The organism is Cereibacter sediminicola (assembly GCF_007668225.1).
In the GTDB taxonomy this organism is placed as follows: domain Bacteria; phylum Pseudomonadota; class Alphaproteobacteria; order Rhodobacterales; family Rhodobacteraceae; genus Cereibacter_A; species Cereibacter_A azotoformans.
This window is the reverse complement of sequence record NZ_VDEK01000020.1, coordinates 50,772-65,472: the sequence shown is the minus strand read 5'-3', so window position 1 is coordinate 65,472 and position 14,701 is coordinate 50,772. Positions and strand designations below refer to the sequence as shown.

Below are 14,701 nucleotides of genomic sequence, written 5' to 3'. Positions count from 1 at the left end.
AAAATTGGACGCCGATCACCCCGCCTGGGGGGTCAAAATTGCACGCCGAAACACACGATACTTCGCAGCTGTCCTTCCGAAAGGGCAGCGGAGATTGAAAATCCGCTGGTCCCGGTCGGTCTCCGCGCGCCTTCGGGCGCAGAACAGCCTCTCCGGTCGATCCGCCCGGAACCGTTGACTCATTGGCGAGCGGGCTCGCCACACCCGCCACGAAGGAGATCCCCAGATGCTGGTACCCGTGCTGCCGATGATCGAGGGCGAGACGCTCATGTCCTATACCGGCCGCGTCGGTCGCTTTCACACGACGCGCTCACCTCTGCAATTCCTGGAACTGATCCAGCTTCGTCGGCGCGCGGTGGTCGAAGGAGCCGAGGATGCTCTCAGCCGGCTCTCAACGATGACGGGCCTGCCGGAGGAGCGGCTTTCCGCAGGCACCATCGGCAGCGCGGGCGACAGGATGTACACGTTCGGCGCCGAGCAGTTCCACTCGGAATTCGCCATCCGCGATACGGCAACCTTCTGCCCCGCCTGCTTGCTCGAGGATCGCGCCGACGCAGCAACGCGGGGGCAGCGCGTCGGACGGTTGATGTGGCTGTTCCGGACCTCCCGCACCTGTCCTCGGCATGGCATCGCGATGATCCGGCGTCCGTCGGCCGCATTGTCGGTGGGCGGATTTCTCGATATGGAAACGGTCGCCGAACCGGACGAAGATCTCGAGCAGATCCTGCCGACATTGCCTCGCCGCGACGTGTCTCCTCTCCAGCGTTACGTGACGGAGCGCCTGCTCGGCGCGGCGGGTCCAGCCTGGCTCGACGGACAGCAGATCGACTATGGCGCCCGTGCCAGCGAAATGCTCGGCTCCTGCCTGGAGTACGGTACCGACTTCGCGGCGAACGGCCTGAGCGAGGACGACTGGGACAGGGCTGGCCGTACCGGGTACGCGTACACAGCCCGCGGCACGGAAGGCGTCGCCGAGGCACTGCAGCTTCTGCACGCGCGCTTCCTGCAAACCAGGAAGGAAGGCGGGCCCCAGCAGGTCTTCGGGTCGCTGTACAAATGGCTACAGTTCCGCCCTTACGCGAAGCCAGCCGGGTCAATCGAGGATCTGGTTCGCGACTACATTCTTGATCATTTTGCGGTGGAGGCGGGAAAGAAGCTCCTCGGAGTTCCGGTGGTAGAGCGTCGACGACACAGCATCGGAAGCCTTGCCGCGGAAACCGGTCTTCATCCCCGGACCTTGAACCGCGCGCTCATTATTACCGGAGTACTTTCGGGTGACCCGGATGTGGTCGACGGCCGCTCGTCATTCGATGCAAAGACGGGAGAAGATCTTGCCGGGCGCATCCGGAACTCAATCTCGACCACCCAGCTGCCGAAGTATCTCGGGTGCAACAGAACTCAGGCGCAGGATCTGGTGCGCGATGGGGTACTGCCCCGGATCGTGAACCAGGATGGCAAGCAGACGGGGATGCTGTCGAACGTGCCGCTCGCCGAGGTCGACGACTTCCTGCACCGGTTGCGCGCCGCAGGCGTTCCGGTCGATGCGCCCGGAGCCGGAATGATGGACATCGTGGCGGCCTCGAGTGCCGCTCGCTGGCCTGCGCTCGACATCGTGAAACTCGTGCTCGCCGGCGCCCTCGCGCGCGTTGAGGTGCTGGGAGCCGATCTGAAGTTTCTCTCAGTGCTGGTCGATCCGATGGAGGTGCGCGCGAAGACCCGTCTCGAGGAGACTGCCGACGGCCTCAATCAGGCGGCCGCCGCTCGCCTCCTCGGCGTGATGACCAGCGGGCTGACGTACCTCGTGCAGAACGAAGATCATGATGGCAAGCCGTTCATCCCTTACATCCCGGCACGCAACTCGGCAGGCAGGGAACAACGCTATTTTGACGCGCGCGAGCTCGCGCGGTTTTCCGACCGATACATTCATCTCAAGGATGCGGCGCGCCAGGCAGGCATTTCGTCAAAACTGATGCGGCAGCGTCTCGCGAGCCGAGGCATCGAACCGATCGCACCGAGAAATGTGCTGAACGCCCAGATGTACCGACGATCCGAGATCTGAACTCTACACGACTTCCTCCAAGGCCGCCCGCCCGGGCGGCCTTTTTCATTGACCGCACACCGGATCCGTCGATGGAATATATCCGGCCGAAGGAATGGAAGTTTTAGTCCGCCGCCGGAATGGCAGAATCAAATAAAAACAATGGCTTAGGTCGAGCCCAATGGAAGTTATTCCGCCCCTTCGTCAGATCTCGATGTATTGAATGCGGGAAAAGTTGGCCATTTTCCGGGGAAGATGGCCATTCTCGTTCGGCATAAGTTGGCCATTGTAGCCTCAGCCGCCCGATGTGCTGCGCTGGCAATACGTCCCCGCGGCTGAGCTTGCCATGGCAGCACGAGTCGCCGGGGCTTCTTGCCGACGGGTCAGTCACACTGTGCCCCATCCAGCCGATGCCTCTACGGCATCCGGATTATGGGCAACAGGTCAAGCGTGGCTCTCTGTCAAGCAACGGGAAGACAGCCGCTCCACAAGCCATGGGGAATCTGCGAGGTCAGCCCCATGCGACAGCCATGCCGACACAGCATGGTCCGCAAGCCCGACGCGAAGGGCGGTTGGCTGCCCTTTGCATTGGCAGCATGGCGGTTTCGGCGAAGGCCGGAAAGCCGTCGTTGCTAGCGACTCCGCGTCTGGCAACCTTGGCTGAGCCGACCGACAGGCAGCCGCCTTGCCTTGCGCTCATCGCAGGGTCAGGATGCGGTCGCAGATGGCGGCGAGCAGCGCGCGGTCGTGGCTGACGAAGAGCAGCGCCAATCCCTCGGCCCGCGCGAGGTCGGCCAGCAGCCGCACCGCCTCGGCCTGCGTCACCGGATCGAGACGCGAGGTCGGCTCGTCGGCGAACAGCATCACCGGATCGAGCAGCAGCGCCCGCAGGATCGCCAGCCGCTGCAGCTCGCCGCCCGAGACTTCGGCCGGGGTGCGCTCCAGCAGCGCGGGGCGCAGGTTCAACCGGTCGAGCAGCGGCGGAATTTGCGCGGGGTCGATCCGGTGGCGTCGGGCCAGATCCTTCAGCCCCTGCCCCAGCGCAAGGCGCGGCGGGAAGGCGGCGGGCGGGTCCTGCCAGATCTTCTGCCAGCCGAAGCGCGGCGCGGCCGGATCGCGCCAGACCGTGCCCCGATCGGGGGCCAGCAGCCCCAGCAGCACATTGCCCAGCGAGGACTTGCCGCAGCCCGAGGGCCCCTCGATCCCCACCACCTCGCCCGGGGCGAGCGTCAGGTTCAGGTCCGAGAACAGGCGCCGCCCTCCGCGCGACAGCGCCAGCCCCTCGGCCCTCAGGATGGCGGCGCCGGCCGGGCGCGGCACGGGACGGGGCCAGTGCGCGGGGTTGGCCGCGATCAGCGCGCGAGTGTAGGGGTGCTGCGGGTCGGACAGCAGGCGCCCGGCCGGACCGCGCTCGACCACCGTGCCGCCGCGCATGACGAGGATCTCGCCCCCAAGCCCGGACGCCAGTTCCAGATCGTGGGTGATGCAGATCAGCCCGCCGCCGTCCGCCAGCCCCTGCCGCAAGAGCGCCAGCACCTCGCCGCGTCGAGGCCCTTCGTCGGCTCGTCGGCCACCGTCACCGGCGCGCCGCCCGCCCGCGCCGCGGCGAAGGCCAGCCGCTGCGCCATGCCCCCCGACATCTGCCACGGCCAGTTTGCCGCCGCATGGGCCAGCCCCAGCCGGCCAAGATCGCCTGCCGTGCGCGCCGCGGGATCGGCCGCGGCGCCGACCAGCGCGTGAACCTCGGCCACCTGCGCGCCCGCCCGCATCAGCGGATCGAGAGCCAGCCACGGCTCCTGCGGGAGCACCGCGATCCGCCGGCCCCAGAGCGCGCGCTGCCCGGCGGGACGGGCCGGATCAAAGCGGTCCGGCCCCAGAGCCAGCGCGCCCGACGCGCGCAACCCCCGCGGCAGGGTGCCGAGAAGAGCCTGCGCGGCCAGACTTTTCCCCGAGCCGCTCTCGCCCAGGATCGTCAGCGCGCGGCCCGCCCGAAGGCTCAGGTCCAGCGGCTCGACCAGCACCCCCCCGGGGCCGTGGACGGCGAGGCGTTCGGCGGTCAGAAGCAGGGTCATCGGCGGTCTCCGGCGATCAGGTTCAGGGCAAGCAGGGTGAGGAAACAGGCGGCGACCGGCTGGGCCAGCGCCCAGGGCGCCTCGCGCCAGGCGGGCAGCAGCTCGACCATCATCAGCCCCAACTCGGGCGTGGGGGCGCGGACGCCGACTGACACGAAGCCAAGCGCCGCGATGGCCGCGATGGCGGTCGCCACCGAGAAGGCCATGGCGGTGCGGAGCATCGGCCCGATCTCGGGCCAGAGGATGCGGCGGAAGATCCAGAGCGTGGACATCCCCTGCAGCCGCGCCGCCTCGACCGCGGGCGAGCCGACAAGGCTGCGGCTGGCGGCGCGGGTCAGGCGGAAGAACTCGATCCACTGCACCGCGGCCAGCCCCGCCCAGAAGGCCAGCGGCGTCGAGGGCAGGATCACCCCCATCATCAGCACCATCAGCAGCGCGGGCAGCGCCAGCACCGAATCCGCCACCAGCGTCAGCGCGCGGTCGATCCAGCCGCCGCGCCAGGCGGCCAGCGTGCCAAGCGCGATCCCCACCGCCGCCGCCGTCGCCGCCGCGGCCAGTGCGATCGTCAGCGACAGCCGCAGCCCGTGCGCCAGCCGCGCCATCATCGACCGCCCCAGATGGTCGTAGCCGAAGGGCGCCAGCGCGTCCGGCCCCGCCAGCACGCGCATCAGGTTCTGGCGCAGCGGACCCACGGCATCGGCCAGCGGCGCGAGTGCGGCAAAGGCCAGCACCAGCGCAAGGATCCCCCAGCCGATCAGCGGCCCCATCCGAACGGCGCTCATTGCCCCACCCCCCGCGGGTCGATCCGGCGAACGGCCACGTCGGTCAGCGCATTGACCAGCACGAAGCCCAGCCCCATCACCAGCGCGGTTCCCTGCACCATCGGCACGTCGCGGTGAAAGACCGCGTGGATCAGCGCGTGGCCGATGCCGGGCCAGCCGAAGATCGTCTCGACCACGACGACGCCCTCGGCCAGCGTCACGAACTGCATGCCGAGGAAGGTCAGCACCGGCGCCGCCACGTTGCGCAGCCCGTGTCGCCAGAGCACCTGTCGCTCCGACAGCCCCTTCCAGCGGGCAAAGGCATAATGCGGGCTGGCCTCGATCCGGGCCATCGCATCGCGCGTGATCCGGGCCGAGGCGGCGGCCAGCCCCAAGGCCAGCGTCAGCGCCGGCAGCACGAAATGCGCGGGCGCCCCGTGGCCAGCCGCCGGCAGCAGCCGGAACTGCACCGCCAGCACCACGATCAGCACCAGCCCCATCAGGAACTGCGGCACCGAGCGGAAGGCGGCCGAGGCCACCAGCAGCGCCCGGTCGACCCCCCCGCCGGCATGAAGCCCGGCCCAGAGGCCGAGCGGCGGGCCGATGAGCAGCGACAGCGCCAGGGCCGCCCCCGCCAGCTGCAGGCTCGCGCCCAGCTGATGCGCGATCTCGTCGCTCACCCGCTCGCCCGACACGAGCGAGGTGCCGAGGTTGAGCCGCGCCAGATCCGCCATCCAGCCGAGAAAGGCCGCCAGCGGCCCGCGATCCAGGCCGAGTTCCGCCCGCACCGCGGCGGCCGCCTCGGCCGTGACCAGATCATAGCCATAACGCCCCGCGGCGATGCGGAAGGCGGCGTCGCCCGGCAGCGCCTGCATCATCAGGAAGGACAGAAGCCCCACCACCAGCGCGACGCCAAGCGCCTGCGCCAGCCGGAAGCCCAGTTGCGACAGCGCCCCGCTCATTCGGAGAAAGCCATGGTCTTCAGCCCGAAGCTGCGCTCATAGGGGTCGAGCGCCGCCCCCGTCACCCCGCGCGCCACCGCCGCGGTCTGCTGATACCAGGCGATCGGCAGCACCGGCAGCTCGTCCTGAAGCGTCGCCACCAGCCCGGCGCGCTCGGCATCGCCGCCCTCGCCGCGGGCCAGCGCCTGCACGGTGGCGGTGAAGCCCGGATTGTCCCAGCCCATCGCACCCCAATCGCCGCCCGGCGCATAGTCCTGCATCAGCGTGCCGACCGGATCGGGCACCAGCGCGAAGTTGCGCGCGAACAGCCCCATCTGCAGCGTGCCCGCCCCGTGACGCGCCGGGATCTCGGACGAGTTGGTGGAATTGATCGTGGCGGCGACGCCGATCCCGGCGAACATCTGCTGCAGGACAGCCGCGGTCAGCGGCAGCTCAGGCCGGTCGGGATAGGTCACCAGCTCGACCTCGAACCGCTGGCCGTCCTTCTCCAGCACGCCATCCGGGCCGGGCTGCCAGCCCTGGGCGGCAAGGGCCGCGCGGGCGGCCTCGGGGTCATGGGACAGCGGCTCCAGCCCCTGGACATGCCAGCCCGGCATCGAGGGCGGGAACATCTGGTCCGCCGCCGCCGGATAGCGCAGCACCGCCTGCGCGAGCCCCGCCCGGTCGATCGCCTGCGACAGCGCGAGCCGCTCTTCGGGCGTGTCGAAGAACGGATGGCCCGCGTTCAGCTTCAGCAGCAACACCCGCGGCAGCGGGATCGACAGCACCTCGACCCGATCCACCCGGCGCAGCTGCGTGACCGAGGCGGGATCGAGATTGATCACCAGATCCGCGTCGCCGCTTTCGGCCATCAGCGCCCGCGTCTCGGCCCGGCCCACCGCGCGATAGGTCACGCGCTCCAGCGCGACCTTGCCGCCCCAGTAGTCTTCGAACCGCTCGGCCTCGATGGTCGAGGGCGCCGCAAACCGCGTCACCCGGAAGGCGCCGGTGCCGATCACCGCCGTGGCCTGCCCGTCCGGCCCATAGGCCGCGGGCGCAAGGATCTGCGAGCGGTATTCGGCAAGGAACGCGGGCAGTGCCGCGAAGGGTTCGGTCAGCGCGATCACCACCGCGTCGCCTTCGGCCTCGATTGCGGCGATCGGCGCCTTCGCCAGCAGCCCCTCGCGCGAGCGGGCGATCCGCAGCGCCTCTGCCGCGGCCTCGGCGGTCAGCACGGTTCCGTCATGGAAGAGCACGCCCGGGCGGATGTGAAAGCGCCAGCTCAGCCGGTCGTCGGACAGATCCCAGCGGTCGGCAAGACCCGGCAGCAGCCGGCCCTCGGCGTCGGCATTCACCAGCGTCTCGGCGAGATCCATCTTCAGGAAGATATCGCCCGAAAGCGACGGGTCGGGGCCCTTGATCTCGAAGGGCGCGGCAATGTCGAAGATGCCGTCGCGGGCGAGCGTGGGCAGCGGGCAAAGCGTGACGAGGCACGCGGCAAGGGTCATGCGGCGCAGCATGGGGAACTCCGTTGGAGGGTATGGGAATAGGGGCTCAGCGCCGCGCGGGCGAGGCGCGGGCCTGCGGAGGGGGAAGGTCTTGTCGGGGCACCGGGCCGCTCTCCTGTCGTGGGAACGGCGGGCGGGGAACGGTCGGCCGCGCGCGTGCAGGCGCTGCGGCACCACGTCCCCCGGGCCCTCCGCCCGTGGTCGTCTCTGTGGCCCTGGCAGGTCTCCTGGCTTGCGGCTCGGGCGCCCGGCTTCCCTTCCCGGCCAGAGGCCAGTGGTGTCGAAGCAAGGCTCGCCGCTTACAGTTGCGGGGGCAGCGCCGGCCTGTCACCGGCTTCCCTCTTAGCCCGCGGTGCTGCCGCGGGAACCAAAGCACCCCTGTGATGGGCGAAAGTGCCGGGCCTGTCAACAACCTGCGGAAGGTCCGTGGCGCGCCTCGCGGGCCAGGGTGGCGGCCTCGGCCGCGGCAAGGGCCGCAAGCGCCGCCGCCTCGCTGCCGGATCGCGCCAGCGCCCGCGCCCAGATCCGCCGGACCGAGGCGGCCGACCAGGGCAGCACCGCCTGCGTCACCCAGATCCGGGCGGCGGGTGGCAGGCGGTCGTGCGCCAGCATCGGATGCTCGCGGGCACGGGTGCGCAGCGAGGTTCGCAGGTTGCGCCTCATGCCGCGCGGCCCCAGCGCGGGAACGGGTCGGCCAGACCTTCCCAGACCTCCGGCGCGAAACGGGTCTCGGGGACAAGGCAGCGCTCGAGCATGGCCGAGATCCGCGCCCGGTTCATCTCGCCCAGCATGCCGATGAAGACCATCTCCTGCCGCCGGTCGCCGAACTCGCCGGCGATGCGCGCGGCCATCCGCTCGCGCGCCTCGGGCGGCCAGTGCGCCTCGGGGACCGCCGCCCACCAGAGGCCGAGCCCCTTCACCTCGACCAACGGCCCGGCGACCGAAAACTCGCCCGCCCAGTCGGGGCGCGTCGCGATCCAGAAATGCCCCTTGGCGCGGATCACGCCGGGCAGCGGCGTGTCGAAGAACTCGGCGATCCGCGCCGGGTCGAAGGGGCGTTCGGCCCGCCAGACAAAGCTTGTGATGCCGTATTCCGCATCCTCCGGCACATGGTCGGCGAACCCGTACAGCTCCTTCGCCCAGGTCGGGTGGCGGTGGGCGGCCTCGAAGCTGAAGCGCCCGGTGCCGATGATCGCGCGCGGCGGAACGCGGCCGTGGTCGGTCTCGACGATCGCCGCATCGGCGTTCAGCGCCCGCAGGATCGCCCGCGCGCTGGCGAGTTGCTCGGGCGTCGCGGTCGAGACCTTGTTCAGCACGATCACGTCGGCGAACTCGATCTGCTCGGTCAGAAGCTGGACAAGGCTGCGCTCGTCCTCGTCCCCCAGCGCCTCGCCGCGGTCCTTCAGGAAATGCTGCGCCGAGAAGTCGCGGGTGAGGTTGGCCGCATCCACCACCGTCACCATCGTGTCGAGCCGCGCGATGTCCGAGAGCGACCGTCCCTCCTCGTCGCGGAACTCGAAGGTGGCGGCGACGGGCAGCGGCTCGGACACGCCGGTGGATTCGATCAGCAGGTAGTCGAAGCGCCCCTCCTCGGCCAGTCGGCGCACCTCGGTCAGCAGGTCGTCGCGTAGCGTGCAGCAGATGCAGCCGTTGGTCAGTTCTACCAGCCGTTCCTCGCCGCGCGACAGGCTGCCGCCGGCGCGGATCAGGTCGGCGTCGATGTTCACCTCGGACATGTCGTTGACGATGACGGCGACGCGCAGCCCCTCGCGGTTGGCCAGGACGTGGTTCAGAAGCGTGGTCTTGCCGGCGCCGAGAAAGCCGGAAAGCACGGTTACGGGCAGGCGGGTGTCGGTCATCGCGGGCTCCTCTGGCGTCGGGTGGAGCGGACCGTATGTTATAATATATCGCTTCGCAAGCCGAGTGGACGCATTCTCCACGACCGACCTCGCCCCGGTGCGGCACGAGGATCTGCCGCGCCAACGCAGCAAGCCGGAGCGTGGCATACACACGACCGCACGCAGGGCCTCAACCCGGCTTCCTTGCCATTCCGTGGCGCCTCGGCGTCAGGAGATGCGCGCCTCTCGCCCGCCCGCGGCCTGCGGCAACAGGAAGACGGTGCCCTGCTGCGGGATCCGGTTGACGCGGAGCGCGGCGCCGTAGGCCGTCGAGAGATGGCCGTCGGTCAGCACCTCGGCGGGGGTGCCCTCGGCCAGAACGCGGCCGGCGTCGAGCAGCGTCACCCGGTTCGCGAACATGGCGGTCAGGTTCAGGTCGTGCATCACCGCCACCACCCCGCCGCCGCGGGCGGCATAGCGGCTGACGAGGTCCATCACCTGCAACTGGTGACCGATGTCGAGGCTCGCCACCGGCTCGTCGAGGAACAGCCAGCGCGGGGCGCCGTCCACCACCGGCTCCCAGACCTGCGCCAGGGCGCGGGCAAGATGGCCACGTGCCTGCTCGCCGCCTGACAGTTCCTGGAAGAACCGCCCCGCCGCATGGGCGAGGTCGACCGCGGCGAGCGCCGCCCGCACGATCTCATCCCGGCCCGCATGGAGCCCGGCCGAAAGGCCCATCCGCACCACTTCGGCCAAAGTGAACGGGAAGGCCAGCGCCGTCGCCTGCGGCAGCACGGCGCGGAGCAAGGCCATCTCCCAGCCCTTCAGCCCCGCGCAGTCGTGGCCATTCAGGCTGACTCGGCCGGCGTGACGCAGCTCACCGGTCATGGCGCGCAGAAGCGTCGTCTTGCCCGACCCGTTCGGCCCCACGATGGCCGTCACCTCGCCCGGACAGGCGGTGAAGCCGACGCCCTCCAGAACCCGCGCGCGGCCGAAGCTGACCGAGATGTTGTCTGCGCTCAGCATCAGAGGTCCAGAAGGCTGCGTCGCCGCAGCAGGATCCAGAGGAAGACCGGCGCGCCGATGACGGCGGTGACGATGCCGATCGGAAGCTCGGCCGGGGCCACGATGCTGCGCGACAGCGTGTCGGCCAGGATCAGCACCAGCGCGCCCAGTAGCGCCGAGGCTGGCAGCAGGCCGCGATGATCCGGCCCGATCACCAGCCGCAGCAGGTGCGGCACGACGATGCCCACGAAGCCGATGCCGCCCGAAACCGCCACCGCCGCCCCGACCGCCGCGGCGACAAGGACGATGGCGCCGGACTTCACCCGCTCGACCGGGATGCCCATGTGGCCCGCCGCCGCCTCTCCCAGCGCAAGACCGTTCAGACCGCGTGCCAGCAGGGGTGCCGCGGCCAGCGCCGCCAGCATCAGGGGTGCCGCTGCGGCGAGCTTGGTCCAGGTCGCGCCAGCCAGCGAGCCGAGCCCCCAGAAGGTCAGGTCGCGCAGCTGCCGGTCGTCGGCAAGGTAGATCAGCACCCCGGTCAGCGCCCCCGCCAGCGCCCCCAGCGCGATCCCCGCAAGCAGCATGGTCGCCATCGAGGTCCGCCCGTTCCGTGTGGTCACGCGGTAAAGCAGAAGCGTCGAGATCCAGCCGCCGGCAAAGGCCGCGACCGGAACGGCGTAGGTCCCGGCCAGAGCCGCCAGCGCGGGCGGCATCAGGCTGCCCAGCACGATCGCGCATACCGCGCCAAGCCCCGCGCCGGCGCCCACCCCCACAAGGCCCGGATCGGCCAGCGGGTTGCGGAACAGCCCCTGCATCAGCGCGCCGGACACCGCCAGCGCAGCGCCCACCAGCGCCGCCATAGCCAGCCGCGGCAGGCGGATGTCGACGACGATCAGCCGGTCGCGCGCGCTCGCCTCGCCGGTCAGCAGCGCCAGCGGCGAGGCGTCGGTCGCGCCGTGAAACAGGCTGAAGCCGCCGGCCGCCAGCAGCGCCAGCACCAGCAGGGCGAGCGCCAGCGGAAGGGGCGGCCGAAGCGGAGCCATGTCGAGCCGGGGCGCGAGGGCCGTCACCTCAGCCCCCCGCCGGATAGAGCGCGTCATGCAGCGCGCGCACCGCCTGGCCGGTCCGCGGTCCGAAGCCCAGAAGGAACAGGCCGTCCAGCGTCACCAGTTGCCGTCCCGACGCCGCGGGGCTCGCGGCCAGCGCGGGCAGGGCGAAGATGTCCGCGGCCGCGGGCGTCTCGTCGCGCGCCATCATCACCACCACGTCGGGCGCCGCCGCGATCATCGCCTCGTCCGAGACCTGCTTGTAGCCCTGAAAGCCGGACAGCGCATTCTCGGCGCCGGCAAGCTGCAGCATGACCTCGGCCGAGCTTCCCTCGCCCGCCGCCATCAACCGGCCGCCGGTGGTCGAGAGCAGGAACACCGCCCGGCGCTTCTGCGGCTCGGCCGAGGTGCTGGCCGCCACCGCCTCGATCTCGGCCAGCACCGTGCCGGCCAGCGCCTCGCCCCGGTCGCGCTGCCCCAGCGCCTCGGCCACGGTGCGGATCTTGTCGGCAACCCCTTCCGGCGACAGCACGTCCGGCACCGTCACCACCGGCACCGAGGCGGCGCGGATCGCCTCCATCGCCTCGGCCGGTCCCGCGCCCGCTTCCGCAAGGATCAGGTCGGGGACAAGCGACAGAACCCCCTCGGGCGAGAGCGCACGCATGTAGCCCACGTCCGGCAGCGCCCCGGCCTCGGGCGGCCAGCTCGAGGTCGTGTCGCGGCCGACCAGACGATCCTGCTGCCCCAATGCGTAGACGATCTCGGTCACCGCACCGCCGATCGACAGGATGCGCTGCGGCTCGGCCGCCGCGGGCGAAGCGAGGGCCAGCGCAAGGACGCCGATCAGCCGGATCATGCCCGCGCCCCGGCCGTGGTCTCGGTGGCGACGAGGGCTTCCCAGGCGGCGACGGCGGCCTCGCCCGCCCGCCGCATCCCGAAGAGCTGGGCGATCAGGCTGCCATCCGCTTCGAAAAACTCGACCGACACGGCTGGGCCGGCGCGCGTCGGCTTGGTCACCGCCCAGACCTCGGCGATCCGCGCGCAGTCGAGGTCGAAGGACAGATCCGGGTTGCGCACCGTCAGCCGGTCGCCGTCGAGCGCGAGGCCCGGGATCGGCCCGCCGTGGATCTGGATGCAGCCCCGGTTGCCGACGAAGGCCATCACCGGCAGGCCATCGGCCGAGGCCGCGCCGAGCAGCCGCGCCACCGCATCCGGGAGTAGCGCGCGGGCATGGGGCTCGCCCGCGATCCGGTAGGCGCCCAGCCGGTTCATCTTCAGCCGCGCGACGAGACGCAGGAACTGATGGGTGTCGGTCATCCGGTTCCAGTCGGCGCGCAGCTCGCCCGCACGGGCCGGATTGGCGCGCGGAGCCTCGGGCGCGGGGCGTTCGGCAAGGGGCGGCGTCGGCGCGTCGGTGGCAAGGCTCGCCACGAGATCCGCCCAGCGGCCCCGGTCGGTTCCTTCGGTCGCGGTGATGCAGTGGACCGCATCCCCCGCCGCATCGAAGACATGGATGGCGCGGGCGCCTTCAGCCATGACCGCCCGCGCCTGGACCCAGTGCGCCGGGAAGAAGCGCAAGTCCACCGCCTCGTGAAAGACCATCGCCGCATGGGCACCGCCCTGATAGTCGCGATAGGGCCCGGTCCGGGCAATCCGGCAGGCCGGATTGGCGGTCGCCGCAACGAGGCTGCCCATCGTCTCGAGCAAAGGGATCAGCCGCTCGGGATGAGCGGTCAGCGCCACCGGGCCCTCGGGCAGATCGGTGATGTGGCGGGGCATCGCGGGAAAGGCGCTGTCGAGCATGGGGCCTCCGGTGGAAGACGGGAAGGCGCCTCTCTGGCCCGGCGGCTGGATAGCGCGGATATTTGTTGACCAGATTACTCTGATTTTGGGGCTTGGCAAGACGGTGGTCGTGATGCCCGCGACGGTTGAGTTGACCGCGCGAGGTCCGAGGCCATTGCCTTCTGCCGTGGATGCGGATAGCTGGTCAAAAGAGTTAGTTTCCCGACCAGGCACCAGCATCCTGCCCGGCCCCCTGCAAGTGCCCCTTGCCCAGGACCGGATCAGGATCGTGACCGCGACAGCCCCCTTTTCCCGTCCCGATGCGCCCCGAGCGGCGGCCGAGTTCTTCGCCCGCACCGGCGGCGACCTGCTGACCGACGCCTTCCCGCCCAAGCGCGCCGCGCATCCAACGACGGGCGCGCGCCCCGTCCCGCCCGAGGCGGTCGAAGCGCTCTGGCATGAGATCCACGCCCGCCCACGCAGCGGCGCCTCGATCGCCTATCTCCACGTTTCCTTCTGCGAGACGCATTGCCTGTTCTGCGGGTTTTACCAGAACCCCTGGCGGGCCGACGCGGGCGTGACCTATGTTGATGCGCTTCTCGCGCAACTGGAGCGCGGCGCTACGACCCCGGCGCAGCAGGGCCAGCCGCTGCGCGCGGTCTATCTCGGCGGCGGAACGCCCACGGCGCTCGCGACGCCCGATCTCGTGCGGTTGATCGAGGGCGTGCGGCGGCACCTGCCGCTCGCGCCCGACTGCGAGATCACGCTTGAAGGCCGCATCCTCTCCTTCGGGCTCGACAAGGCCCGCGCCGCCTTCGACGCGGGGGTGAACCGGGTTTCGCTGGGCGTGCAGAGCTTCGATGAGCGCCTGCGGCGCCGTCTCGGCCGCCGCGCCGGCCGCGCCGAGGCGGTGCGCTTTCTCGAAGCCCTCGCGACGCTCGACCGCGGCGCCGTCGTCATCGACCTGATGTTCGGCCTGCCGGACCAGACGCCCGAAAGCTTCGCGGCCGATGTCGGACTGGCGGCGGGCCTCGGGCTCGACGGGATCGACCTCTATGCGCTGAACCTGATCCCCGGCACCCCGCTTCTGGTGGCGCAGGAGAAGGGCAAGCTGACACCGGCGCCGCGCGACCATCTGGGGCGGTTCTACCGCGCCGGCGCCGAGGCGATGGACCGGGCCGGCTGGCGCTGGCTGTCGTGCTCGCACTGGCGGCAGGGCACGCGCGAGCGCAACATCTACAATTTCGAGGCCAAGTCGGGCGCCCATTGCCTTGCCTTCGGCGCGGGCGCGGGGGGCAACCTCGGCGGCACGGGCTTCCGCATCCTTCCCCGGCTTGCCGACTACCTCGACCGCGCCGGCAGCGGCGGCTGCCTGACCACGGGCATGATGCAGGCGGGGCCGCTTGCCCCGGCGCTGAACGCGCTGCGGTCGGGGATGGAGCGGGGTCGGCTTGACCCGCTTCCGGTGTCGCAGGCGCTGGGAACCGACTTCGCAGCCGTCGCGGCGCCGCTTCTCGACCAGTGGTGCGAGGCGGGGCTGATGCGCCCGAACCACCGCTTCCTGGACCTGACCCTTGCCGGGCGCTTCTGGCAGGTGACGCTGACCGGACACCTGATCCAGTGGCTCATCCAGGAAAGTCCCCGACACCGGGCGGTGCCGGGATGAGCGTTCCGGCACCTCTGCTTCCGTCCATCCCCGTCCGCAAGGAG

Annotated in this window: 13 protein-coding genes and 1 riboswitch; of the genes, 2 read left to right on the top strand and 11 right to left on the bottom strand. The window is 70.7% G+C overall.

Annotated features, from left to right (window positions below; translation table 11 throughout):
• Positions 1-226: 226 nt before the first annotated feature.
• Entirely contained in the window at positions 227-2,059 is a 1,833-nt protein-coding gene (locus FG154_RS13640) for a TniQ family protein (RefSeq protein WP_145108898.1), read from the top strand.
• Between the two features lie 675 nt (positions 2,060-2,734).
• Here the strand turns inward: FG154_RS13640 and FG154_RS21440 are convergent.
• The 11 genes from FG154_RS21440 to FG154_RS13590 all read right to left on the bottom strand — a co-directional run bounded on the left by FG154_RS21440 (position 2,735) and on the right by FG154_RS13590 (position 13,012).
• Positions 2,735-3,574, bottom strand: a complete 840-nt coding sequence (locus tag FG154_RS21440) for an ATP-binding cassette domain-containing protein (protein WP_246100283.1) — start codon at positions 3,572-3,574, stop codon at positions 2,735-2,737.
• A complete protein-coding gene (locus tag FG154_RS21435; RefSeq protein ID WP_246100281.1) occupies positions 3,529-4,110 on the bottom strand; it encodes an ATP-binding cassette domain-containing protein in 582 nt (193 codons plus the stop codon). Before FG154_RS21435 ends, FG154_RS21440 begins: the two co-directional genes overlap by 46 nt.
• Positions 4,107-4,892 (bottom strand): ABC transporter permease, encoded by a 786-nt coding sequence (locus tag FG154_RS13630; RefSeq protein WP_145108895.1) that lies wholly within the window; start codon positions 4,890-4,892, stop codon positions 4,107-4,109. The genes FG154_RS21435 and FG154_RS13630 overlap by 4 nt, the downstream gene beginning before the upstream one ends.
• Entirely contained in the window at positions 4,889-5,833 is a 945-nt protein-coding gene (locus tag FG154_RS13625; RefSeq protein WP_145108892.1) for an ABC transporter permease, read from the bottom strand. Before FG154_RS13625 ends, FG154_RS13630 begins: the two co-directional genes overlap by 4 nt.
• Positions 5,830-7,332: an ABC transporter substrate-binding protein gene (locus tag FG154_RS13620; RefSeq protein ID WP_145108889.1), complete on the bottom strand. Its 1,503-nt coding sequence runs from the start codon at positions 7,330-7,332 to the stop codon at positions 5,830-5,832. The genes FG154_RS13625 and FG154_RS13620 overlap by 4 nt, the downstream gene beginning before the upstream one ends.
• A gap of 188 nt (positions 7,333-7,520) precedes the next feature.
• A riboswitch (cobalamin riboswitch) is annotated at positions 7,521-7,707 on the bottom strand.
• Between the two features lie 18 nt (positions 7,708-7,725).
• Entirely contained in the window at positions 7,726-7,983 is a 258-nt protein-coding gene (locus tag FG154_RS13615; protein ID WP_145108886.1) for a DUF6525 family protein, read from the bottom strand.
• On the bottom strand, positions 7,980-9,179 hold the full coding sequence (locus tag FG154_RS13610; protein WP_145108883.1) for a GTP-binding protein: 1,200 nt from the start codon (positions 9,177-9,179) through the stop codon (positions 7,980-7,982). The genes FG154_RS13615 and FG154_RS13610 overlap by 4 nt, the downstream gene beginning before the upstream one ends.
• 207 nt (positions 9,180-9,386) lie before the next feature.
• A complete protein-coding gene (locus FG154_RS13605) occupies positions 9,387-10,184 on the bottom strand; it encodes a heme ABC transporter ATP-binding protein (RefSeq protein WP_145108880.1) in 798 nt (265 codons plus the stop codon).
• Positions 10,184-11,206 carry a FecCD family ABC transporter permease gene (locus tag FG154_RS13600; RefSeq protein WP_145108917.1) on the bottom strand — a complete coding sequence of 341 codons (1,023 nt, stop codon included), beginning with the start codon at positions 11,204-11,206 and terminating at the stop codon, positions 10,184-10,186. The genes FG154_RS13605 and FG154_RS13600 overlap by 1 nt, the downstream gene beginning before the upstream one ends.
• Before the next feature lie 28 nt (positions 11,207-11,234).
• Positions 11,235-12,065, bottom strand: a complete 831-nt coding sequence (locus tag FG154_RS13595; RefSeq protein ID WP_145108877.1) for a heme/hemin ABC transporter substrate-binding protein — start codon at positions 12,063-12,065, stop codon at positions 11,235-11,237.
• The gene (locus tag FG154_RS13590; protein WP_186312371.1) at positions 12,062-13,012 is read right to left on the bottom strand and encodes a ChuX/HutX family heme-like substrate-binding protein; all 951 of its coding nucleotides are present in this window, start codon (positions 13,010-13,012) and stop codon (positions 12,062-12,064) included. Before FG154_RS13590 ends, FG154_RS13595 begins: the two co-directional genes overlap by 4 nt.
• Positions 13,013-13,280: 268 nt before the next feature.
• Between FG154_RS13590 and hutW the strand changes: the two genes are divergently transcribed.
• Positions 13,281-14,657 (top strand): heme anaerobic degradation radical SAM methyltransferase ChuW/HutW, encoded by a 1,377-nt coding sequence (gene hutW / locus FG154_RS13585; RefSeq protein WP_246100279.1) that lies wholly within the window; start codon positions 13,281-13,283, stop codon positions 14,655-14,657.
• The last annotated feature ends 44 nt before the right edge of the window (positions 14,658-14,701 follow it).

Excerpts from the sequence above, each read along its gene's own strand:
- FG154_RS13640 (WP_145108898.1), top strand. The coding sequence starts at position 227 with ATGCTGGTACCCGTGCTGCCGATGATCGAGGGCGAGACGCTCATGTCC.
- FG154_RS21435 (WP_246100281.1), bottom strand. The coding sequence starts at position 4,110 with ATGACCCTGCTTCTGACCGCCGAACGCCTCGCCGTCCACGGCCCCGGG.
- FG154_RS13630 (WP_145108895.1), bottom strand. The coding sequence starts at position 4,892 with ATGAGCGCCGTTCGGATGGGGCCGCTGATCGGCTGGGGGATCCTTGCG.
- FG154_RS13625 (WP_145108892.1), bottom strand. The coding sequence starts at position 5,833 with ATGAGCGGGGCGCTGTCGCAACTGGGCTTCCGGCTGGCGCAGGCGCTT.
- FG154_RS13620 (WP_145108889.1), bottom strand. The coding sequence starts at position 7,332 with ATGCTGCGCCGCATGACCCTTGCCGCGTGCCTCGTCACGCTTTGCCCG.
- FG154_RS13615 (WP_145108886.1), bottom strand. The coding sequence starts at position 7,983 with ATGAGGCGCAACCTGCGAACCTCGCTGCGCACCCGTGCCCGCGAGCAT.
- FG154_RS13610 (WP_145108883.1), bottom strand. The coding sequence starts at position 9,179 with ATGACCGACACCCGCCTGCCCGTAACCGTGCTTTCCGGCTTTCTCGGC.
- FG154_RS13605 (WP_145108880.1), bottom strand. The coding sequence starts at position 10,184 with ATGCTGAGCGCAGACAACATCTCGGTCAGCTTCGGCCGCGCGCGGGTT.
- FG154_RS13600 (WP_145108917.1), bottom strand. The coding sequence starts at position 11,206 with ATGGCTCCGCTTCGGCCGCCCCTTCCGCTGGCGCTCGCCCTGCTGGTG.
- FG154_RS13595 (WP_145108877.1), bottom strand. The coding sequence starts at position 12,065 with ATGATCCGGCTGATCGGCGTCCTTGCGCTGGCCCTCGCTTCGCCCGCG.
- FG154_RS13590 (WP_186312371.1), bottom strand. The coding sequence starts at position 13,012 with ATGCTCGACAGCGCCTTTCCCGCGATGCCCCGCCACATCACCGATCTG.